General features: G+C 38.3%; 21 protein-coding genes and 1 riboswitch. Of the genes, 2 read left to right on the top strand and 19 right to left on the bottom strand.

Annotated features, from left to right (window positions below; genetic code table 11):
* Positions 1-4 precede the first annotated feature (4 nt).
* Complete coding sequence (locus tag IRB79_RS04570) at positions 5-688, bottom strand: HAD family hydrolase (protein ID WP_243506973.1); 684 nt, start codon at positions 686-688, stop codon at positions 5-7.
* A gap of 201 nt (positions 689-889) precedes the next feature.
* Here IRB79_RS04570 and IRB79_RS04565 point away from each other — a divergent pair, with 201 nt between their 5' ends.
* Positions 890-1,276, top strand: coding sequence for a hypothetical protein (locus tag IRB79_RS04565; protein WP_243506971.1), 387 nt, complete (start codon positions 890-892; stop codon positions 1,274-1,276).
* 135 nt (positions 1,277-1,411) lie between these two features.
* Here IRB79_RS04565 and IRB79_RS04560 read toward each other — a convergent pair whose 3' ends face one another.
* From IRB79_RS04560 to IRB79_RS04515, 10 genes are all read right to left on the bottom strand, one after another.
* Positions 1,412-1,843, bottom strand: a complete 432-nt coding sequence (locus tag IRB79_RS04560) for a GNAT family N-acetyltransferase (protein WP_243506970.1) — start codon at positions 1,841-1,843, stop codon at positions 1,412-1,414.
* 537 nt (positions 1,844-2,380) lie between these two features.
* Positions 2,381-2,713 carry an SDR family oxidoreductase gene (locus IRB79_RS04555; RefSeq protein WP_243506969.1) on the bottom strand — a complete coding sequence of 111 codons (333 nt, stop codon included), beginning with the start codon at positions 2,711-2,713 and terminating at the stop codon, positions 2,381-2,383.
* Between the two features lie 81 nt (positions 2,714-2,794).
* The gene (locus IRB79_RS04550) at positions 2,795-3,355 is read right to left on the bottom strand and encodes a DUF4256 domain-containing protein (RefSeq protein WP_243509224.1); all 561 of its coding nucleotides are present in this window, start codon (positions 3,353-3,355) and stop codon (positions 2,795-2,797) included.
* Between the two features lie 560 nt (positions 3,356-3,915).
* On the bottom strand, positions 3,916-4,131 hold the full coding sequence (locus IRB79_RS04545; RefSeq protein ID WP_243506968.1) for a hypothetical protein: 216 nt from the start codon (positions 4,129-4,131) through the stop codon (positions 3,916-3,918).
* 133 nt (positions 4,132-4,264) lie between these two features.
* Positions 4,265-5,527 (bottom strand): cation:dicarboxylate symporter family transporter, encoded by a 1,263-nt coding sequence (locus IRB79_RS04540; RefSeq protein ID WP_243506967.1) that lies wholly within the window; start codon positions 5,525-5,527, stop codon positions 4,265-4,267.
* A gap of 126 nt (positions 5,528-5,653) precedes the next feature.
* A riboswitch (cyclic di-AMP (ydaO/yuaA leader) is annotated at positions 5,654-5,804 on the bottom strand.
* A gap of 155 nt (positions 5,805-5,959) precedes the next feature.
* Positions 5,960-6,361, bottom strand: a complete 402-nt coding sequence (locus tag IRB79_RS04535) for a hypothetical protein (RefSeq protein ID WP_243506966.1) — start codon at positions 6,359-6,361, stop codon at positions 5,960-5,962.
* A 253-nt stretch (positions 6,362-6,614) separates the two neighbouring features.
* Positions 6,615-7,211 carry a dienelactone hydrolase family protein gene (locus IRB79_RS04530; RefSeq protein WP_431833423.1) on the bottom strand — a complete coding sequence of 199 codons (597 nt, stop codon included), beginning with the start codon at positions 7,209-7,211 and terminating at the stop codon, positions 6,615-6,617.
* Positions 7,212-7,387: 176 nt separating this feature from the next.
* The gene (locus IRB79_RS04525; protein WP_243506964.1) at positions 7,388-8,359 is read right to left on the bottom strand and encodes an NAD(P)H-dependent flavin oxidoreductase; all 972 of its coding nucleotides are present in this window, start codon (positions 8,357-8,359) and stop codon (positions 7,388-7,390) included.
* A gap of 164 nt (positions 8,360-8,523) precedes the next feature.
* The gene (locus IRB79_RS04520) at positions 8,524-8,736 is read right to left on the bottom strand and encodes a DUF7167 family protein (protein ID WP_243506962.1); all 213 of its coding nucleotides are present in this window, start codon (positions 8,734-8,736) and stop codon (positions 8,524-8,526) included.
* 21 nt (positions 8,737-8,757) lie between these two features.
* A complete protein-coding gene (locus IRB79_RS04515) occupies positions 8,758-9,366 on the bottom strand; it encodes a hypothetical protein (RefSeq protein ID WP_431833407.1) in 609 nt (202 codons plus the stop codon).
* A gap of 271 nt (positions 9,367-9,637) precedes the next feature.
* Between IRB79_RS04515 and IRB79_RS04510 the strand changes: the two genes are divergently transcribed.
* Complete coding sequence (locus tag IRB79_RS04510) at positions 9,638-10,171, top strand: GNAT family N-acetyltransferase (protein WP_243506958.1); 534 nt, start codon at positions 9,638-9,640, stop codon at positions 10,169-10,171.
* Positions 10,172-10,258: 87 nt separating this feature from the next.
* Here IRB79_RS04510 and IRB79_RS04505 read toward each other — a convergent pair whose 3' ends face one another.
* The 8 genes from IRB79_RS04505 to IRB79_RS04470 all read right to left on the bottom strand — a co-directional run bounded on the left by IRB79_RS04505 (position 10,259) and on the right by IRB79_RS04470 (position 15,543).
* Entirely contained in the window at positions 10,259-10,681 is a 423-nt protein-coding gene (locus tag IRB79_RS04505; protein ID WP_243506957.1) for a VOC family protein, read from the bottom strand.
* A gap of 71 nt (positions 10,682-10,752) precedes the next feature.
* The gene (locus IRB79_RS04500) at positions 10,753-11,775 is read right to left on the bottom strand and encodes a DUF4871 domain-containing protein (RefSeq protein ID WP_243506955.1); all 1,023 of its coding nucleotides are present in this window, start codon (positions 11,773-11,775) and stop codon (positions 10,753-10,755) included.
* Positions 11,759-12,313: a sigma-70 family RNA polymerase sigma factor gene (locus tag IRB79_RS04495; protein WP_243506953.1), complete on the bottom strand. Its 555-nt coding sequence runs from the start codon at positions 12,311-12,313 to the stop codon at positions 11,759-11,761. The genes IRB79_RS04500 and IRB79_RS04495 overlap by 17 nt, the downstream gene beginning before the upstream one ends.
* Positions 12,314-12,492: 179 nt before the next feature.
* Positions 12,493-12,666 (bottom strand): hypothetical protein, encoded by a 174-nt coding sequence (locus IRB79_RS04490; protein WP_243506951.1) that lies wholly within the window; start codon positions 12,664-12,666, stop codon positions 12,493-12,495.
* 42 nt (positions 12,667-12,708) lie between these two features.
* Positions 12,709-13,005: a DUF5316 family protein gene (locus tag IRB79_RS04485; protein WP_243506949.1), complete on the bottom strand. Its 297-nt coding sequence runs from the start codon at positions 13,003-13,005 to the stop codon at positions 12,709-12,711.
* Between the two features lie 221 nt (positions 13,006-13,226).
* Positions 13,227-14,051 (bottom strand): PhzF family phenazine biosynthesis protein, encoded by an 825-nt coding sequence (locus IRB79_RS04480; protein ID WP_243506947.1) that lies wholly within the window; start codon positions 14,049-14,051, stop codon positions 13,227-13,229.
* A 184-nt stretch (positions 14,052-14,235) separates the two neighbouring features.
* On the bottom strand, positions 14,236-14,892 hold the full coding sequence (locus IRB79_RS04475; RefSeq protein WP_243506945.1) for a lysozyme inhibitor LprI family protein: 657 nt from the start codon (positions 14,890-14,892) through the stop codon (positions 14,236-14,238).
* Positions 14,893-15,093: 201 nt separating this feature from the next.
* Positions 15,094-15,543: an NUDIX hydrolase gene (locus IRB79_RS04470; RefSeq protein ID WP_243506943.1), complete on the bottom strand. Its 450-nt coding sequence runs from the start codon at positions 15,541-15,543 to the stop codon at positions 15,094-15,096.
* Between the last annotated feature and the right edge of the window lie 108 nt (positions 15,544-15,651).

Here is a 15,651-nt window from a genome sequence, read left to right as displayed (position 1 = left end):
TTGTTTAACATGACTCAATAATTTTTCGCCTTAAATTTTCAATGATTATAGGTAATTCCCCCAAATCATCTACAATAAAATCTGCTTCGATATTGTTCGATTGAAAATTCGCTTTCCAAATTCCTTTCATTCCTACAATTTGGGCAGCTTTTACATCATTTTCTGGATGGTCGCCAACAAATATACTTTCATTAGGTAATACATTAAGCTGGTCCAGGGCCCGATTAAATATTTGAGGGTCCGGTTTTTTAACGCCTTCCCATTCAGACACTAAAATAGTTTGAAAATAATCCCTTATTCCCAATGCTGTTATGTTATCCATCTGAAATTGCCCTTTACCATTAGTAATCAATCCTAGAACTAGTTTATTGGCCCTTAATTCTTCTAACATACTAATAAGATTTGGGAAAGAGATGCAAGTATTCTTAAATTGACTTATATAATCTTGAAGTAAATTATCCCAAGAAATGTCAGTAATCTTAAATTCATTGACTAGTTGCTGATACACTTTATCTTTCCAAACATATCCACGGTTATCTAGTTCAATAAACCTTTTCACGTATGTCTCTTTTGGTATATGCCCTACCAATTTAATTAGTCTTTCGTATTGCTTCTGTATAAACATTTTTACTGATTCATCTCTATTTAACAAAGTTCCATCTAAATCGAATATAACAGCTTTAATCATTTCTGCCCCCACACTCCCTGATTGAGGTTCTTTTATTCTTCACTATTACTAACCCAAACCCCTTCTTCAACTAAACTCCCCGTTAGCTGAGTAAGAAAAAGCTGCCTAAATGACAGCTCTTTCACCCAAGATCTCATGAGCACAACAAGTTCATACATAACTTAATTATCGATGGTGATAATAACAACCGAGGTGAAAATTGTGGTTCATAAAATACTGTTTTCATTCATTCACATATTTTTGCTAATTAATCTAGTCATAGTAAATGCACAAAGCAGTTCGAATATTGAACTTCTTGATATTGAAAAAAATGAGATAACGAAAACAGTCCCAACAAATCCTAAGATACAATTAGAAGCTGAAAGAATAATTAAAGAAATTGATAATGTTGTTAAAAATTTAAAACCAATTCCAGACAAAGGCTATATGATTAAAATACCCTTAGAACCGTCTCATCGAGTAGAAAACAAATGGATATATGCTTTGATTGATGAAATTATCATTATCATTCCAAAAACGAAAAGCCATATTTACTCTTATTTGATGATGAAAATAAATCTTATTTTTTCACCTTCGACTCAAAATTGATCCGTTACTTAAAACTCTAGATTTCTCTCTTTAAAAATCTCTTATTGGTCTTTTTATTATGAACATTTTCAACAAATCTGCCCCGTTTTTTAAAAAAGCAAAGCGTAAAAACAGCTCTCTTTAACAAAAAGCATCTTAATAATTAATCAATTTTGATTTGAAATAAATGATTTCAGGATCTCCTTCATCTAAATTTTCAACTATACCACTCTGAATAAATCCATTTGCACTAAAAACTTTCTGCATATTAACATTAGAACGATTAGTAGAGGAAAATATCTTTGCAGTGGGAGCTGTCCTCAGCATAAAATCGATCAGTGAGCTAGCATTTCCTTTACGTCTCTTAGAAGGTGACACAATAATTAATGATATAAAAGAGCAATCAAAAAAGGTGGTATCGTAAATTAAAAATCCCTCGATCTCCTGCTGGTTTTTCGCAATGATACAATGTCCTCTTTCAATGGCATTTTGAATATAATCTCGTCTGCTTGTATTGCCAATAACCTCACTGTCTATATTCACAATGTTGTCCAAATCTTCAATAGCAGCCCTAATAACGGTCTTCATCTTACTTCTCCTTTTAAGGTTTTCTCCTCAATCCAATAGCAAAATAACATATTTCTTGATTCCTGCAATCTTCACTTATTGAACACTCCCAAAAGCCCTTTAATTTAAGTACAGAAAGCAGCCATATCGGCAGCTGATTTTTAGAAGAACAGCTGCTCAAGAAACCCTACAAATAGGACTGATATGATAAAAATAGGGATTGAAATGAATATTTTATTTCGCAATCTAATAACCTCGAATCTTCTATATAACTTACTTACAACGATAAAAAGAATGATTAGGATAGGCACACTTATACATATGGCGATTAAATCAACACGAGTAAATGGTTTACTGATGTATTTATCAAAGTTGATGTTAATAACAAAAAGCGTGGAAAATAAAAAAAATTGATAAAAACAAAATCTAAAATAAATCATAGGTGATTACCTCTATTATGTAATTTTTAATCTGGATTCCATATCTGCATATTAAGGTAGTTCCACAAAAATAGCGTTAATCCCTTCCTGGATCAACGCCTCAATCAGTATGAGTGCACTACTGCCCCTTTATCTTTTCACTTAGATATTCCCCGAATGTGATTTTTCCCATTTTCCGGGCAGGATTGGTGTTTTTCCCATCAGAAAAGGATTTATATAGTTTTCCAGTTAGAGATAAGCTTAAAACTTTATTTGGTTCATTATTTAGTTTGATTTTCAGTTCAGCCATTTCTCTTAATGTCATTACATCTGGTCCGCCAAAATCCTCCGCTCTTCCTTGCGGTTCTTTATCCGCTAAACCTATTAGATGATCAGCAAATTCACCCCCATCTACACTTTGACATTTAAATTTCCCCTGTACAATTATCAACTGAATTGCCAGTTTTCTCATAAAGAAAAAGCCGCCGAAATGGCAGCACATTACAAAACCTGTTTGTTATAGTGTAATCCAGGAAGTAGATTTGCAATGAGTCTACACCCTCAGCGAGCCGCGGAAACCCCTTGCACCATAGTAGGAATCGGCTCCATTGTGATACACAAAAACAGTGTCGTAGCGGCGGTCACAAAAGATAGCCCCTCCAAGTTTTCTGATATTCTCAGGTGTTTGCACCCAGCTCGAGGTTTTCTTATCGACATTTTCAAGCTCCTGAAGTTCCCGGTATTGCTCTTCTGTTAAAAGTTCAATGCCCATGGCAGCTGCCATATCCATAGCACTGTTTTCCGGCTTGTGTTTTTTCCGTGCCTCCAGCGCTTCACAGTCGTAACAAATACTTCTCCTGCCTTTTGGACTTTCAGCTGAACAATCATAAAATATGTATTCGTCGGTCTCTTGATCATGGCGGACAACATCCGGTTCACCTTCAGTCCCTTCCATTTCATTGAGTGACCACAATTTTTCAGGATTAGCCTCGAGCTTCGCTTGAACATCAGCCCACTCCACACCTTCATGGCGGTGCATGTTTTTCTCAAAACGTGCTTTCAGAGTTTCAAGCAGTTCTTCACGCTGTTCTGGTGACAGCTCCATATTTCCCATTGTCAAGTTAACTCCTCCTAGTTTTTACTCCATTATAATATAATTATGACCCTGAAGGGCTATTTGATAAAAGTGGAGCAGCATTAACTTTTCATGAGCCACCTTCGGACTCTCTCACGTTGGTTTCCTGTTTTTCTGTCCGAACTATCTCCATCTTCGGACTCGTTCACGTTGGTTTCCTGTTTTTCTGTCCGAACTAGCTCCACCTTCGGACTCATTCACGTTGGTTTCCCGCTTTTCTGTCCGAACTAGCTCCACCTTCGGACTCTCTCACGTTGATTTCCTGTTTTTCTGTCCGAACCTGCTCCACCTTCGGACTCTCTCACGTTGATTTCCCGCTTTTCTGTCCGAACCTGCTCCATCTTCGGACTCGTTCACGTTGGTTTCCTGTTTTTCTGTCCGAACCTGCTCCACCTTCGGACTCTCTCACGTTGGTTTCCTGTTTTTCTGTCCGAACCTGCTCCACCTTCGGACTCTCTCACGTTGATTTCCCGTTTTTCTGTCCGAACCTGCTCCACCTTCGGACTCATTCACGTTGGTTTCCCGCTTTTCTGTCCGAACTAGCTCCACCTTCGGACTCTCTCACGTTGATTTCCCGCTTTTCTGTCCAAACCTGCTCCACCTTCGGACTTTCTCATTGATTTCCCGCTTTTCTGTCCAAACCTGCTCCATCTTCGGACTCGTTCACGTTGATTTCCCGCTTTTCTGTCCAAACCTGCTCCACCTTCGGACTCGTTCACGTTGATTTCCCGCTTTTCTGTCCGAACTTGCTCCATCTTCGGACTCATTCACGTTGGTTTCCCGCTTTTCTGTCCGAACCTGCTCCATCTTCCTCTCTTTATGGAATGCCACAAAGAAACAAAAAAACACTAACAAATACGCTGCCATTTGTTAGTGTTTTCCAATTTATTATGAAGCTTGTTGCTCAAATCTTTCTTCTGCTGGAGGGTTAAATTGACCTTCCCACTTAGCAATAACAATCGCCGCCAGTGAGTTCCCCACCACGTTAACGGCTGTTCGGCCCATATCAAGGATACGGTCGATGCCGGCAATAAAGGCAAGGCCTTCTGCAGGCAATCCGATTGTGCTGAATGTAGCCAGCAGCACGACAAAGGATACGCCCGGCACTCCCGCCATTCCTTTCGATGTAACCATCAGTACTAACATTAACGTAATTTGCTGCCCTATGCTTAATTCTATTCCAAACATCTGTGCAATAAATAAAGAGGCAATGGCCTGATATAAAACGGATCCGTCCAGGTTAAAAGAGTAGCCTGTTGGAATAACGAATGACGAAATATGTTTCGGGCTTCCCGCTTTCTCCATTTTGTCCATGATTCTCGGAAGCACTGTTTCAGAACTTGCAGTTGAAAATGCCAAAATCAATTCTTCTTTAATCATCTTCAATAATTTAAAGATGCTGAACCCGACAACTTTGGCCATTATCCCTAACACAACTAGAACAAAGAATATCATGGCTCCATATACAGTAAGTGCCAGCTTGCCCAATGGAATCAATGAGGCAAAACCATACTTGGAAATTGTTACACCAATTAAGGCAAATACTCCGATTGGTGCATACTTCATAAATAGGTTTGTCACATAGAACATGGCCTTTGCCGTGCCTTCGAAAAATCTCAGAACTGGTTTTCCCTTTTCCCCAATTGCTGCAATTCCGAGGCCAAATACAACGGCAAAGAAGATAATCGCCAGCATATCTCCTTCAACCATGGCTTGTACAGGATTAGTAGGTACGATATGCAAAAATGTATCCGCTATCGACTTGCCCTCCTGCTCTTTATTGGTTTCGACATAGCTTGAAATGTCACTTTGCTGCAGGCTGTCCATATTCAGGCCGGCACCAGGCTGAATCACATTGCCGGCAATCAGGCCAACCACAATGGCAACCATGGTCATGCCGATAAAATAAGCCAATGATTTCCCGCCAAGCTTACCAACGGACTTTATGTCTCCAACACCAGCAATGGCAACAATAATCGTTGATAGTACAATGGGAACCACGATCATTTTGATTAAGCGGATAAAAAGATCGCCAAACGGCTGCAGGACACTTTGCGCCGTTTCACTTCCATAGAAAATACCACCAACCGCAATCCCTAAAATAAGACCGATGAAAATTTGAGTGGCTAAACTTAATTTAATTTTTTTCATCAATTACCCTACCTTCTTGTTTAGTTTTATACGTGCTGCGCAGGCAAGGGAAACAAAGATGATCCTGATAAAAAAGAAAATCGCCAAAAATACGGATTTTGTCAATTCACACTATTTCATATTCTCTTATGTTTCCTTAAACGCTGACGAGGTTAGCTTTCGGGTTAGGACTGTGGAAACAGTAAGCCCTTCCATAGATAGGATTCACCCCAAGCGGAAACTCCGCTGTAAATATTGGGTCCCCCGTTCTTAAAATAAGATTAAGCATACATCACTAGATTATTATATTATTTCGAGATAATTTTTGTAAACAGTTAAGTATTACCGGCAGAGCTTGAGCTTTCATAGGAGTATCAGCCAATATTGAACAAAATTGTCCCTTTGACACCAAAAAAGAGCTGAAATTCAATGAGTTTTCAGCTCTTGCACTTGTTATAGGAAATCAATATTAATAACAAAGATAAATATAAGCACTATAACGAATAAAGCTATACTTACTGACCACCATCTTATTTTTACTTTTGTCAGTAAACGGTCAATGATGAAAAAAGAGACAGCTGAAACAAGACTAAGCTCTTTTAACACTGAACCAAATAAACAATGGAAAAAAAAGGAGGCAATTTCACGATTAGTGTTTGAAGTGAAAAGCTTCTTGCTCAACCAGTCACTGAATCTGGAATTGATTACTCCATAAGTAACGACAAACATAAAGTTTAAATAATATAAATTTACAAATGAATTCATATCAAAGCCGGTTAGCACTGAAAAAATCAGTGCAAATAACACACTGCTAAAAATGGACGCTAAGATTTTTCTCCCTAAAATAATAGACATTTCCCACCTCATCCTTTATGGAGGCTGCATAATAAAAAGTAAGCTTATTAAGTTGAATTTACAATAATCAAACTTTTTATAAGCAAAACAAAAAAAGCATTTGGCTCCGCCTGCGCCAAATACAATGATAGCCACACATGCTATCCCCGCTTAATCTAAATTAGCATCTTTGTATTAATAATATTGAACGAGCTTGTAAACCTTTTATTAAAATTCCCAGGTCGATAACACTCACCTTTAGCTTTAAAATACCTCAATCAATATGAAATAAAAATTCTATCGTTTTGCTAAATGCTTCTTGTTCTGATTTTGCATCATATCTAGAGGAATAAGGGTCACTGAATCCATGTTTTCCTGTAAATTTATGTACTTCAATTTTCTTTTTTTCCAAGGTTAATAGTACCTCGTCAACATTAAAAGACTGCTCTTCCTCCGGAAAGAATAGCATTGCAGGACACTTGGGTGTCAACTCCACATAGTCCCTAATCCGGGAACCGTAGTAGCCAACTATTCCATCAATACCATCCTCCTCACAGCACAGCCAGGCAACTGTGGCACCTACACTGAAACCAATGATAAATATTTTTTCGTATTCACCTTTAACATCTGATAATAAACCTTTGATTTTTTGGGCAGTACTGGCGAATCCTACATGATCCATAAAATGACGGTAAGCGGCTTCCTCTTGAGAATATTCAAAAGGTGTCTCTCGCTCTAATAAATTTGGGCAAGTCACATCAAAACCCTGCTTTGATAATAATTCGCAAAAACTCTTAATATGTTGATTTATTCCATAGATTTCGTGGATTACGAGGATTAACGAATTAGAATTACTCTGTCTTTTCATGATTGTGTCCCTTATTCTCCATATTTCTTCTCCCATTCACGACCCATTCTTTATCTTTATCCCATTCAAAAAGGTATTCTATATTTAAATGATTTATTCCTTCATCATCTAAACACCCCTTTAAATAAAAAAAGCCGCCTATTTGGCAGCTAGACTTGAAGCAATGCACCAATATAAAATTAAATACAAGCTTCATATTCAGTTTTGAGGTTATTGATGATCGTCTGAACAGGCAATATTTCGTTAATTTCATGGACTCTTGCCCCCGCAAATACGAGACCATTCTCGCAGTCCCCATCCATGGAAGTTATCAAGGAATCCATTGTGCAAAAGCGATAAGAGCAGTTTTTCAGGCAATCGATACATTTCTTTATTTTCACCTTTTTATTGTCAGATATCTGCTCTGTAAAGTGGTTCTTAATGGCACGGCCTTCCAGCCCTACGGTGGTTTTCACCATGACGATATCTTCCTGTTTGGCATGGACATACTTTTCTTTGAAGGATAATGGTGCATCACATTCTTGACTTGCGACAAATCTTGTTCCCATCTGAACACCGGAAGCACCGATATGAATGGCATGAGCGATATCTCTTCCTGTCATAATCCCTCCAGCAGCAATGACAGGAATCTTAACTGCTTCCACGACTTCCTGTAAAATATCAAACAGCGGTCTTTCAGTTCCTAAATGTCCTCCTGCTTCATTGCCCTCGACCACAACGGCAGAAGCACCAAGCCGTTCTGACATTTTGGCCAGCCTAGCAGATGACACAATCGAGATGACCGGTGTGCCAGATTCTTTGCCCCAGCTGTACATATCTCTTGATATTCCAGCACCTGAAATAATGAAATCAGCCTTTTCCTCAATCGCTGCTTTCATTTTTTCAGCAAAATCATTCATGGCAAAAAGAACATTCACCCCAATATAGCCCTCACCCTTGATAGATGCCTTAGCCTTTCTTATATGCAATCTTAAATCTTCGATGCTAATTCCTGTTCCAGAAATAGTTCCAATCCCCCCGGCATTCGCAACAGCTGACGACAGACCACTTAAAGAAATACCTACGCCCATACCACCTTGCATGATTGGAAATTTTGGCTTCATATGACCAATTCTTAATTGTGGAAATCTCAAAAGAATACCCCATTTCAACGTCGAATTATTTCTTCTCCATTATTGTGCGAATGGGGGTCAGTTGAATAGTTATAAATATAATACCTGATACTAAAATCAGGTGGTAATTTAGCGATTGTCACAAAATGTTCAAGAAAGGCCAAATAACTCTTTTTATCGTATGTTAGATTTAACAGGAATCATCACAACTTATCCTTTTCTTTGGTAGTTACTATACTATAAGAAATATTGAGTTTATCCCAAACCCAAGCTTGAAAGATTTCTTCTAATTCTTTTTCTAAGGCATTATCATCCATATTCTCGTCAATGCCTAATTTTTCAAAAGTAAATGTCTCTGTCGCCTCAGCACCCTCATACTGGGTACTGCTAAATGAGAAAGTAACCGTTCTTCCCATAGTGTTTCCCCCTATATTAAATCAGCAGTATCCATTCAAAATCCTTACGCCATTAGGGTCCACTAATGGTTTCGATGAGAAACCCTTTAAAACAGCTTCCCTGATTGTAACTGTCTCACCAATTACCGATTTAATTGAGCTGACAGGTTTTCCAAACATAATGGAAAGGTCATCTTCTAACCCCGTTTTCTTTGTTTCTAATCTTAATTCTTCTATTTTTATGTTATCAGTCATCGAATCTACTATATCTTTGTTTGTTTGAAGTTCTATCCTAAAAGAATAAGGGGTTGTAATAAACGTTCTTCGTTCCCCCCTATCAACAGTCCAATCCATATTATCTGCATTTTGACATATAAGCTCTTGTTCTTTTTCAGATACCCAAAAGCCTATATGGTCAAATATTACCTTCTTTCCATATCCAAAAGTGATATTTACGGTCCCTTTTCTTGCTTCGATTATACGAAAAAGGATTTTCTTCTCCCGGAAGTCGTCCCACACTAAAGGAGGATCAAAGTTCTGAAAAACCCCCTGGTATTTTCCAATTCGCTGATATATAAGAAAGCCGTTATTTACGTAAAATCTTTCTGTTTCCTCCACATGCGGAGTCCAAAAATGATAATGAAAAAGCACAGACATCACCTCTTTATTAAGCTCATTACCTACATATTCAATAAAAAAGCTATTTCTCCTTTGCAGGCAATTCCTCGACTATTCACGAGTGCTGATACCGTTGACCATTGCCAGATAACTTAATAAAATGAAAACATCCCAAATTGGAGGTTTTTGTTTGTTGAATTTATGTTTAGAGCTGGAGGAGTAACACTTTCTTCATGGCTGCCTGCATGAGAAAGTGCCATTTATATCGAACTTTATAAATCACTTATAGAACAGGAGACTATAAATGGATATTTTAATTCGGCAAGAACTCCCTGCAGACTATCATTCCACGGAAGGAATGATCAAAAAAGCTTTTTTAAATGAAGAATACAGCGACAAGACAGAACATTTCCTTGTTAAAAGAATCAGAAATTCAGACGCATTTATTCCGGAGCTTTCTTTAGTAGCGTTAACTCAGGCTAAGGAGGTTGTGGGTCACATACTTCTATCAAAAATCACCATAGCTGATGGCGGGAAAGCTGCAGATTCTCTGGCACTTGCCCCCGTTTCTGTTGCTCCCGGTTATCAAGGAAAAGGCATCGGCAGTCAATTAATTCGAACTGCACTTAACAAGGCAAAAGCGGCCGGATATCAATCCATAGTCGTGCTAGGTCATAAGGATTACTATCCAAAGTTCGGCTTTAAGCCAGCCAGCCTTTGGAATATCCAGGCTCCGTTTGAAGTACCTGACGAAGTGTTCATGGCTCTGGAATTGACGGAGAATGCTCTTAAAAACGCTGCCGGTGTTGTCCATTATTCAAAAGCTTTTTCAGAATAAGAGGCTGGATAAAAAAAGAGCTGCCGATCAACAAGCTTGATCGGCAGCTCTTGTACCTATTTATTGATAAAGGCATTGCAATGGAACTTATTCTGTAAATTCCCAAGCAGGATTCCAAACCACTTCCCACAAATGCCCATCTGGGTCTTGGAAGTATCCAGAATATCCACCCCAAAAGGTGTCTTGAGCTTGAACCGTAATAACTGCACCCGCACTCTCAGCCTGTTCCATTACCGTATCTACCTCTTCTTTACTCCCAACATTATGCCCAATTGTAAATTCAGTTGGGCTTATTCCTGTCTGCTTCATGCTTGTGTCATGAGCGATATCTTTACGATTCCAAATTGCCAGTTTTAATCCTGATTGCAGATCAAAAAACGCCACAGCACCATGCTCGAATTCTCTTCCTACTATCCCCTGTGTTGGAAGTCCAAGACCCTTCTGATAGAAATGTAAGGACCTTTCTAAATCATCTACACCTAATGTGATAACTGAAATTCGTGGTTTCATATAAGACCTCCCAATAAACTCGTATAAATAAAACTTCAAATCTTTGCGAAGAAGATCATAATAAAGCATAATCATTCATTTATATCGTAAATCAATTGATCGAATAACTCCCCATCCACATAAAGCAAAATGGCCCATTCTCCCTTTTTAGGAATTTTAACAGATGATGGTGTATGCGCATCTGCCCCGTTGTTTGGACCATAAGCACGAATGGTCCATCCCATTCCATTCGTTAAAATTTGATGGACAGTTTGCGATTCTTTATGAAATCCAACAATCGTCAGATCTGCATCTTCAACTCCCCAAAGATGCCACATCCACTTTTGGCCGTTTAGACTTGGCATGCCAGCGCCTATCACACCGGACTTGTTTTCATTTCCGATAATGCCCCTGTCACCGAACTCCACAGCTTTTCTCTCCCAATCAATAGTGTCAAAATCGCTCTCTTGAACAAAATCTGGTATGTCCTCTGGCAGAGTAATAGGGGCGTCTTTCTCTTTTTCAGCCACACTGACAACTACATCCCCATAGGCTTTGCCATCCAGATACACTTCATACTTCCACAGGCCTTCGTAAGGAAGTGTGAATGTAGTCGTAAAACGCTGCAAACCTGGGTATCCAGGAGATGGTTCTGTTATTTCTTGATGAGGTAAAACTTGTATTCTTTCACCAGTTTCTTTATGAAAGGCAGAAATGGAAAGTTCTTTTCCTTTATAAGTGTCAAAAGGCTCTGCGAAACTAAAAATATAGCCATAAGGCGTTGTTGCTTTCAGATTAGGATCGGGTAATATGCTAAATTTTATATTTTGATTCACCTTATATTCATGCCGTATTTCCCATTCATTATTCATGCCGCCACTTATCTTTTCGGGATCTTGCCTGATCAAAATCTCAGTTGAAACGAAGAAGGCTAAGAGACAGATGGCAAAAGTGGAAATGGCGAATATAACGAATTTATTGGGTCTGTTTGGCTTCACTCTTCTATATGTATGGACAGCTTTTCTAATATTCATTTTTTGAAATTCCGTAAAGTGGTCACCTTTGTGAGTCGTCGAGTCCATCGCCCTCCGCAGCTGCTTAAGCTTGCTCTCCATTATATCCCCACCTCTCCATCATTTTTTTCAGTTTCAACCTGCCTCTGCTCAGTCTGGTTTTGATCGTATTGTGGTTCACGCCTAATATTCCTTGGATCTCTTCAATCGAACATTCTTCATAATAATAGAGAGTAACCACTTCCCGGTACTTTACAGGCAAAGACAATACACATAAGGAAAGAAATTCTTCCTCGCTGCGCTTCAGCAGATCCTTTTCCGGCGACAATTCTTTTGAAGAAAAAAGAGCAAACAGGCTTGAATTCATCACTACTTTTCGAAACGCATAACTCTTCAAGACATCTTTTGATTTATTAATAGTCAATCGATAAATCCATGATTTAAAGGAGATCACTTCATCGATTTTGTCAAAATTTTTGTAGCACGCAATGAATACATCCTGAACAATATCTTCCGCCAGCTTCCAGTCCTTCACATAGTTATAAACCAGCTTTGTGAGCCTTTCACCGTACTCATCCATGATAAACTCCAGCCAAGCATCGCGATTTTCTAATGGGCCTTCATCCCTGACCTTTCTCACACACTCCCCACCCCATTTTCACTTTGATGCTAAGACGAATGAGTTAGATATAGGTTTCATTTTTCTATATCTTTTTTAGAATAAAGGCACTTACCCTTTTGCGGATAAGTGCCGGTTCCGTACCTGATTACAAGCCACCTGGATTGGCAGCTGCGTTTGTTAACAATTAGTTCATGAAATTATTGAAATCCTCCTGTGTCTTTATTATCTCCCATCATATAATTTGAACTTTCTCCTGGTTTTGCGTTAGGATTTGTTGGGACAGGAGGGTTATTATTGTTTTTCTTGCGTCTCCAATCAATAAATAAGGCAAATAGTATAATTCCAACAATAAAAATCACTAGCCACCACATAGGTTAAATCCCCCTAGTTAAAAAGGCTTTATTGATAAACTCTTATATAGTTAAGAAAAGATAAAGAAGCAGCGCAGTCATAATATTTGGCAGACCAATTAAAACTGAGCCGATGCTTGTTCTTTTTCGTTTCTGCCTTTCGCCAGGAGAATCTGATGCTTCTAAGCCTGCCCTCATCCGGTGGGGGCCAGCTATTAAACCTGACATAAGTACAGACATGGCTATAAAAAACAATCCAATTGCTCCTGTCACTAAGTAAGCCTTACTTAATCCCCAAAAACCAAAAAATAATAAAACACCAGTTATTGATAAAACGATTCCGATAATTAGATACTTCAACTCCACACCTCATTTACCTAAATATACGGTTGAAACTTTAAATTGTTTCAATTTTTAATTTATTCCGTCTTTTACACTGAGGGTTTCATATACAGTGAAAAATTATCAAACCTATGTAACAAGCCAACTTCGACTCCCTCTGAAAAAACTTGATCCACAATTGATCAAGTTTATGTTAACAACACCTTAACAATGATGGTTCAACAATGAGGAATTATCTATTAAGTAACTATATTATTTTCGCTGCCAATACATATCTGTCCCCTTAAAAGAGTTACGCATTCCCCTATCAGTTCAACAGTGCCCTCCACCACTCTTAATTTTATTTCACCCCCACGCTCTGAATCCTGATAAGCGGTAAAATCTGCTTTGTTAAGAAGCTTACTCCAATAAGAGGCTAATGCACAGTGTGCTGAACCAGTAACAAAGTCCTCTTTAATTCCAATCTTGGGAGCGAAGTATCTTGAAACAAAATCATACTTCCCCAATCCCCGGCTGGTAATTATGATTCCTGGGCCATTTAGCTCCTTTATTAATTCATAATCTGCTTCGACATTATGAATTATATTTTCATTCTCAAATTCAATAATATACCGATCCTCTGCCCAGGCAGCAGCTTTGATAGGGAAATTAAAAACCTGTTGAAGTTTATCACTTACCTTGATTGGACAGGATTCTTTTATCTTCAATCTCATCATAATCTGATGCCCTGACAATTCAGTTTTAAGAATGCCTGATTTAGTATGAAAATTGATTGCTGTCTCCCTTACAATACCCTCACTCCACAAAATATGGGCAGCCCCCAATGTTCCATGTCCGCATAAATCTATTTCTTGAGTGGGGGTAAACCATCTAAGCTGGTATGCATTATCATTTGTTAACGAAATAAAAGCTGTAATTGGCTGTTTAATTTCTTTTGCAAATGACTTCATCCATCCTTCAGATTTGTCTGCTGTCAGTAAAACAACAGATGCGGGATTGCCCTTAAACTCTTCTTTTGTAAAAGCATTAATCAAGTAATATTTAGTGATCTCTTTACATTCCAACCTTATAACCCCTTCTCTGAATTAAATCTAGTAATCAATAAAATTTCACTCCATTACACTGCCCCGTCTGTCGAAGAAGAAAAAAGAGCTGCCATTCCCTATTGGATCTACAGCTCTTTCACCCATTTATGTAGTACAGAGGGGTTGAGGAATTTGAAGAATCAACATACTCGTCAGTGTTAACTTACTTCATATACTTTGCAACTAACAAATAACACCTCTCTCTTGTAAGACTTGCTTGTGCAGCTACATATTCCAATGGCTCCATCGATCCGCCTTTGTATTTTAGAGAAGACTTTTTCGCAGTTTCATCTCTTTGTTGGATCCAGTTCCGCTGTTCTTCTCTTAGTTGGTCCATCTGTACTTTATCAAGCTGCTCTTCTAACAGACCATAAATTTTGTTTAATTCCTCATCCCAAGTTCTATATCTTTCTGCCTCTTGTTCCACCAATTCTGCCGTGGTTGTCTTGGCTTCTGCGTATCTGTCCGCTTCTTCCATTTTGTTTAGTTTCTTGAGATATTCATCCTTATTACTTTCAAGATTTTCACTTTGATCATTGCTGGACTCAGCTGACTCTCCATCATTTGAGACTGCGGATGAATTGTCTGTATCTTCTTGTTCACTGAGCTGTGTGGTATCACTGCTGCCAGAAGAGTTTTCTGCTTCATTTTCCTCTGAATCTGCAGAATCCTTATCCATTGAGCCGCCATCTTTATCTTGAGCGGAGCTGTTACTAACTGGCTGGCTGCTCGATTCTTCAAATGAGTCTGCACAAGCAGCCAGTACACCTGATAATGCTACTGTTAGCAGTACCGCCAAAAACTTCTTGTTTTTTTCCATTTTCAAACTTCCTTTTTATATTAACGAAATTTATACTTTTCATTTTTTGAACAAATCCTTCAGTATCATCAAACATTAAAAAAATAATTATTTCTGCGCTCACTCCTTCCAAACTAATCTTACCATGTTTCAGATAGAAAATTATCCCAAAATTCCATGTTTTTCAGCGAAGAAAAAAGAGCTCCGCCTGGGAACTCCTTTCTATATGGAATTAATATAATCCTTAATCACTTTACGATCTGGAGGACTTATATTCGAGGGAATTTCATGAACATGAAAAAAGCGTAAACCATTAACCTCTTCGTAATCGATTGTAAGATCTCCATCATAGTCGGTGCAGATATAGGCGGTAATGACATTATATACTTCATCACCGTGAGGATATTTATAGTAAAATTCATCTCCTGAATAAATATTAAACAACCGCAGATCATTTGCTGTTAACCCAGTTTCTTCAAGCAGCTCTCTCTTAGCCACCTCTTCCAATGTTTCTCCGGGCTCCAGAGAACCTCCCGCCAATCCCCAGCAGTTATTATCCTTCCTTAATTGTAATAACAGCCTATTATTCTTATCCAAAAGGATAACACTCGCTCCAGTAATAACAAGAGGACGGCTTCCAACTATTTTTCTTAAATCCATTACATAACCCATAGTAATCTCCTAAATATAAGACTTTCCTAATTTTATTCGGTATTTTGAAGATAAATCCTTCAAAAGGAATTTATGGAATTATATGTTAATATATAAATATATGATATT

The sequence above is a fragment of the Cytobacillus oceanisediminis genome, assembly GCF_022811925.1.
Lineage (GTDB): Bacteria > Bacillota > Bacilli > Bacillales > Cytobacillaceae > Cytobacillus > Cytobacillus oceanisediminis_D.
Note: the sequence above shows the minus strand (reverse complement) of the source record. Positions and strands in the feature narration are given on the sequence as shown.

Bases quoted from the DNA above. Each gene is read 5' to 3' on its own strand.
- IRB79_RS04500 (WP_243506955.1), bottom strand. From the start codon at position 11,775: ATGGAGAGCAAGCTTAAGCAGCTGCGGAGGGCGATGGACTCGACGACT.
- IRB79_RS04540 (WP_243506967.1), bottom strand. From the start codon at position 5,527: ATGAAAAAAATTAAATTAAGTTTAGCCACTCAAATTTTCATCGGTCTT.
- IRB79_RS04560 (WP_243506970.1), bottom strand. From the start codon at position 1,843: ATGAAGACCGTTATTAGGGCTGCTATTGAAGATTTGGACAACATTGTG.
- IRB79_RS04545 (WP_243506968.1), bottom strand. From the start codon at position 4,131: ATGGAGCAAGTTCGGACAGAAAAGCGGGAAATCAACGTGAACGAGTCC.
- IRB79_RS04555 (WP_243506969.1), bottom strand. From the start codon at position 2,713: ATGAGAAAACTGGCAATTCAGTTGATAATTGTACAGGGGAAATTTAAA.
- IRB79_RS04475 (WP_243506945.1), bottom strand. From the start codon at position 14,892: ATGGAAAAAAACAAGAAGTTTTTGGCGGTACTGCTAACAGTAGCATTA.
- IRB79_RS04535 (WP_243506966.1), bottom strand. From the start codon at position 6,361: ATGTCTATTATTTTAGGGAGAAAAATCTTAGCGTCCATTTTTAGCAGT.
- IRB79_RS04550 (WP_243509224.1), bottom strand. From the start codon at position 3,355: ATGGGAAATATGGAGCTGTCACCAGAACAGCGTGAAGAACTGCTTGAA.
- IRB79_RS04510 (WP_243506958.1), top strand. From the start codon at position 9,638: ATGGATATTTTAATTCGGCAAGAACTCCCTGCAGACTATCATTCCACG.
- IRB79_RS04505 (WP_243506957.1), bottom strand. From the start codon at position 10,681: ATGAAACCACGAATTTCAGTTATCACATTAGGTGTAGATGATTTAGAA.
- IRB79_RS04470 (WP_243506943.1), bottom strand. From the start codon at position 15,543: ATGGGTTATGTAATGGATTTAAGAAAAATAGTTGGAAGCCGTCCTCTT.
- IRB79_RS04520 (WP_243506962.1), bottom strand. From the start codon at position 8,736: ATGGGAAGAACGGTTACTTTCTCATTTAGCAGTACCCAGTATGAGGGT.
- IRB79_RS04570 (WP_243506973.1), bottom strand. From the start codon at position 688: ATGATTAAAGCTGTTATATTCGATTTAGATGGAACTTTGTTAAATAGA.
- IRB79_RS04490 (WP_243506951.1), bottom strand. From the start codon at position 12,666: ATGTGGTGGCTAGTGATTTTTATTGTTGGAATTATACTATTTGCCTTA.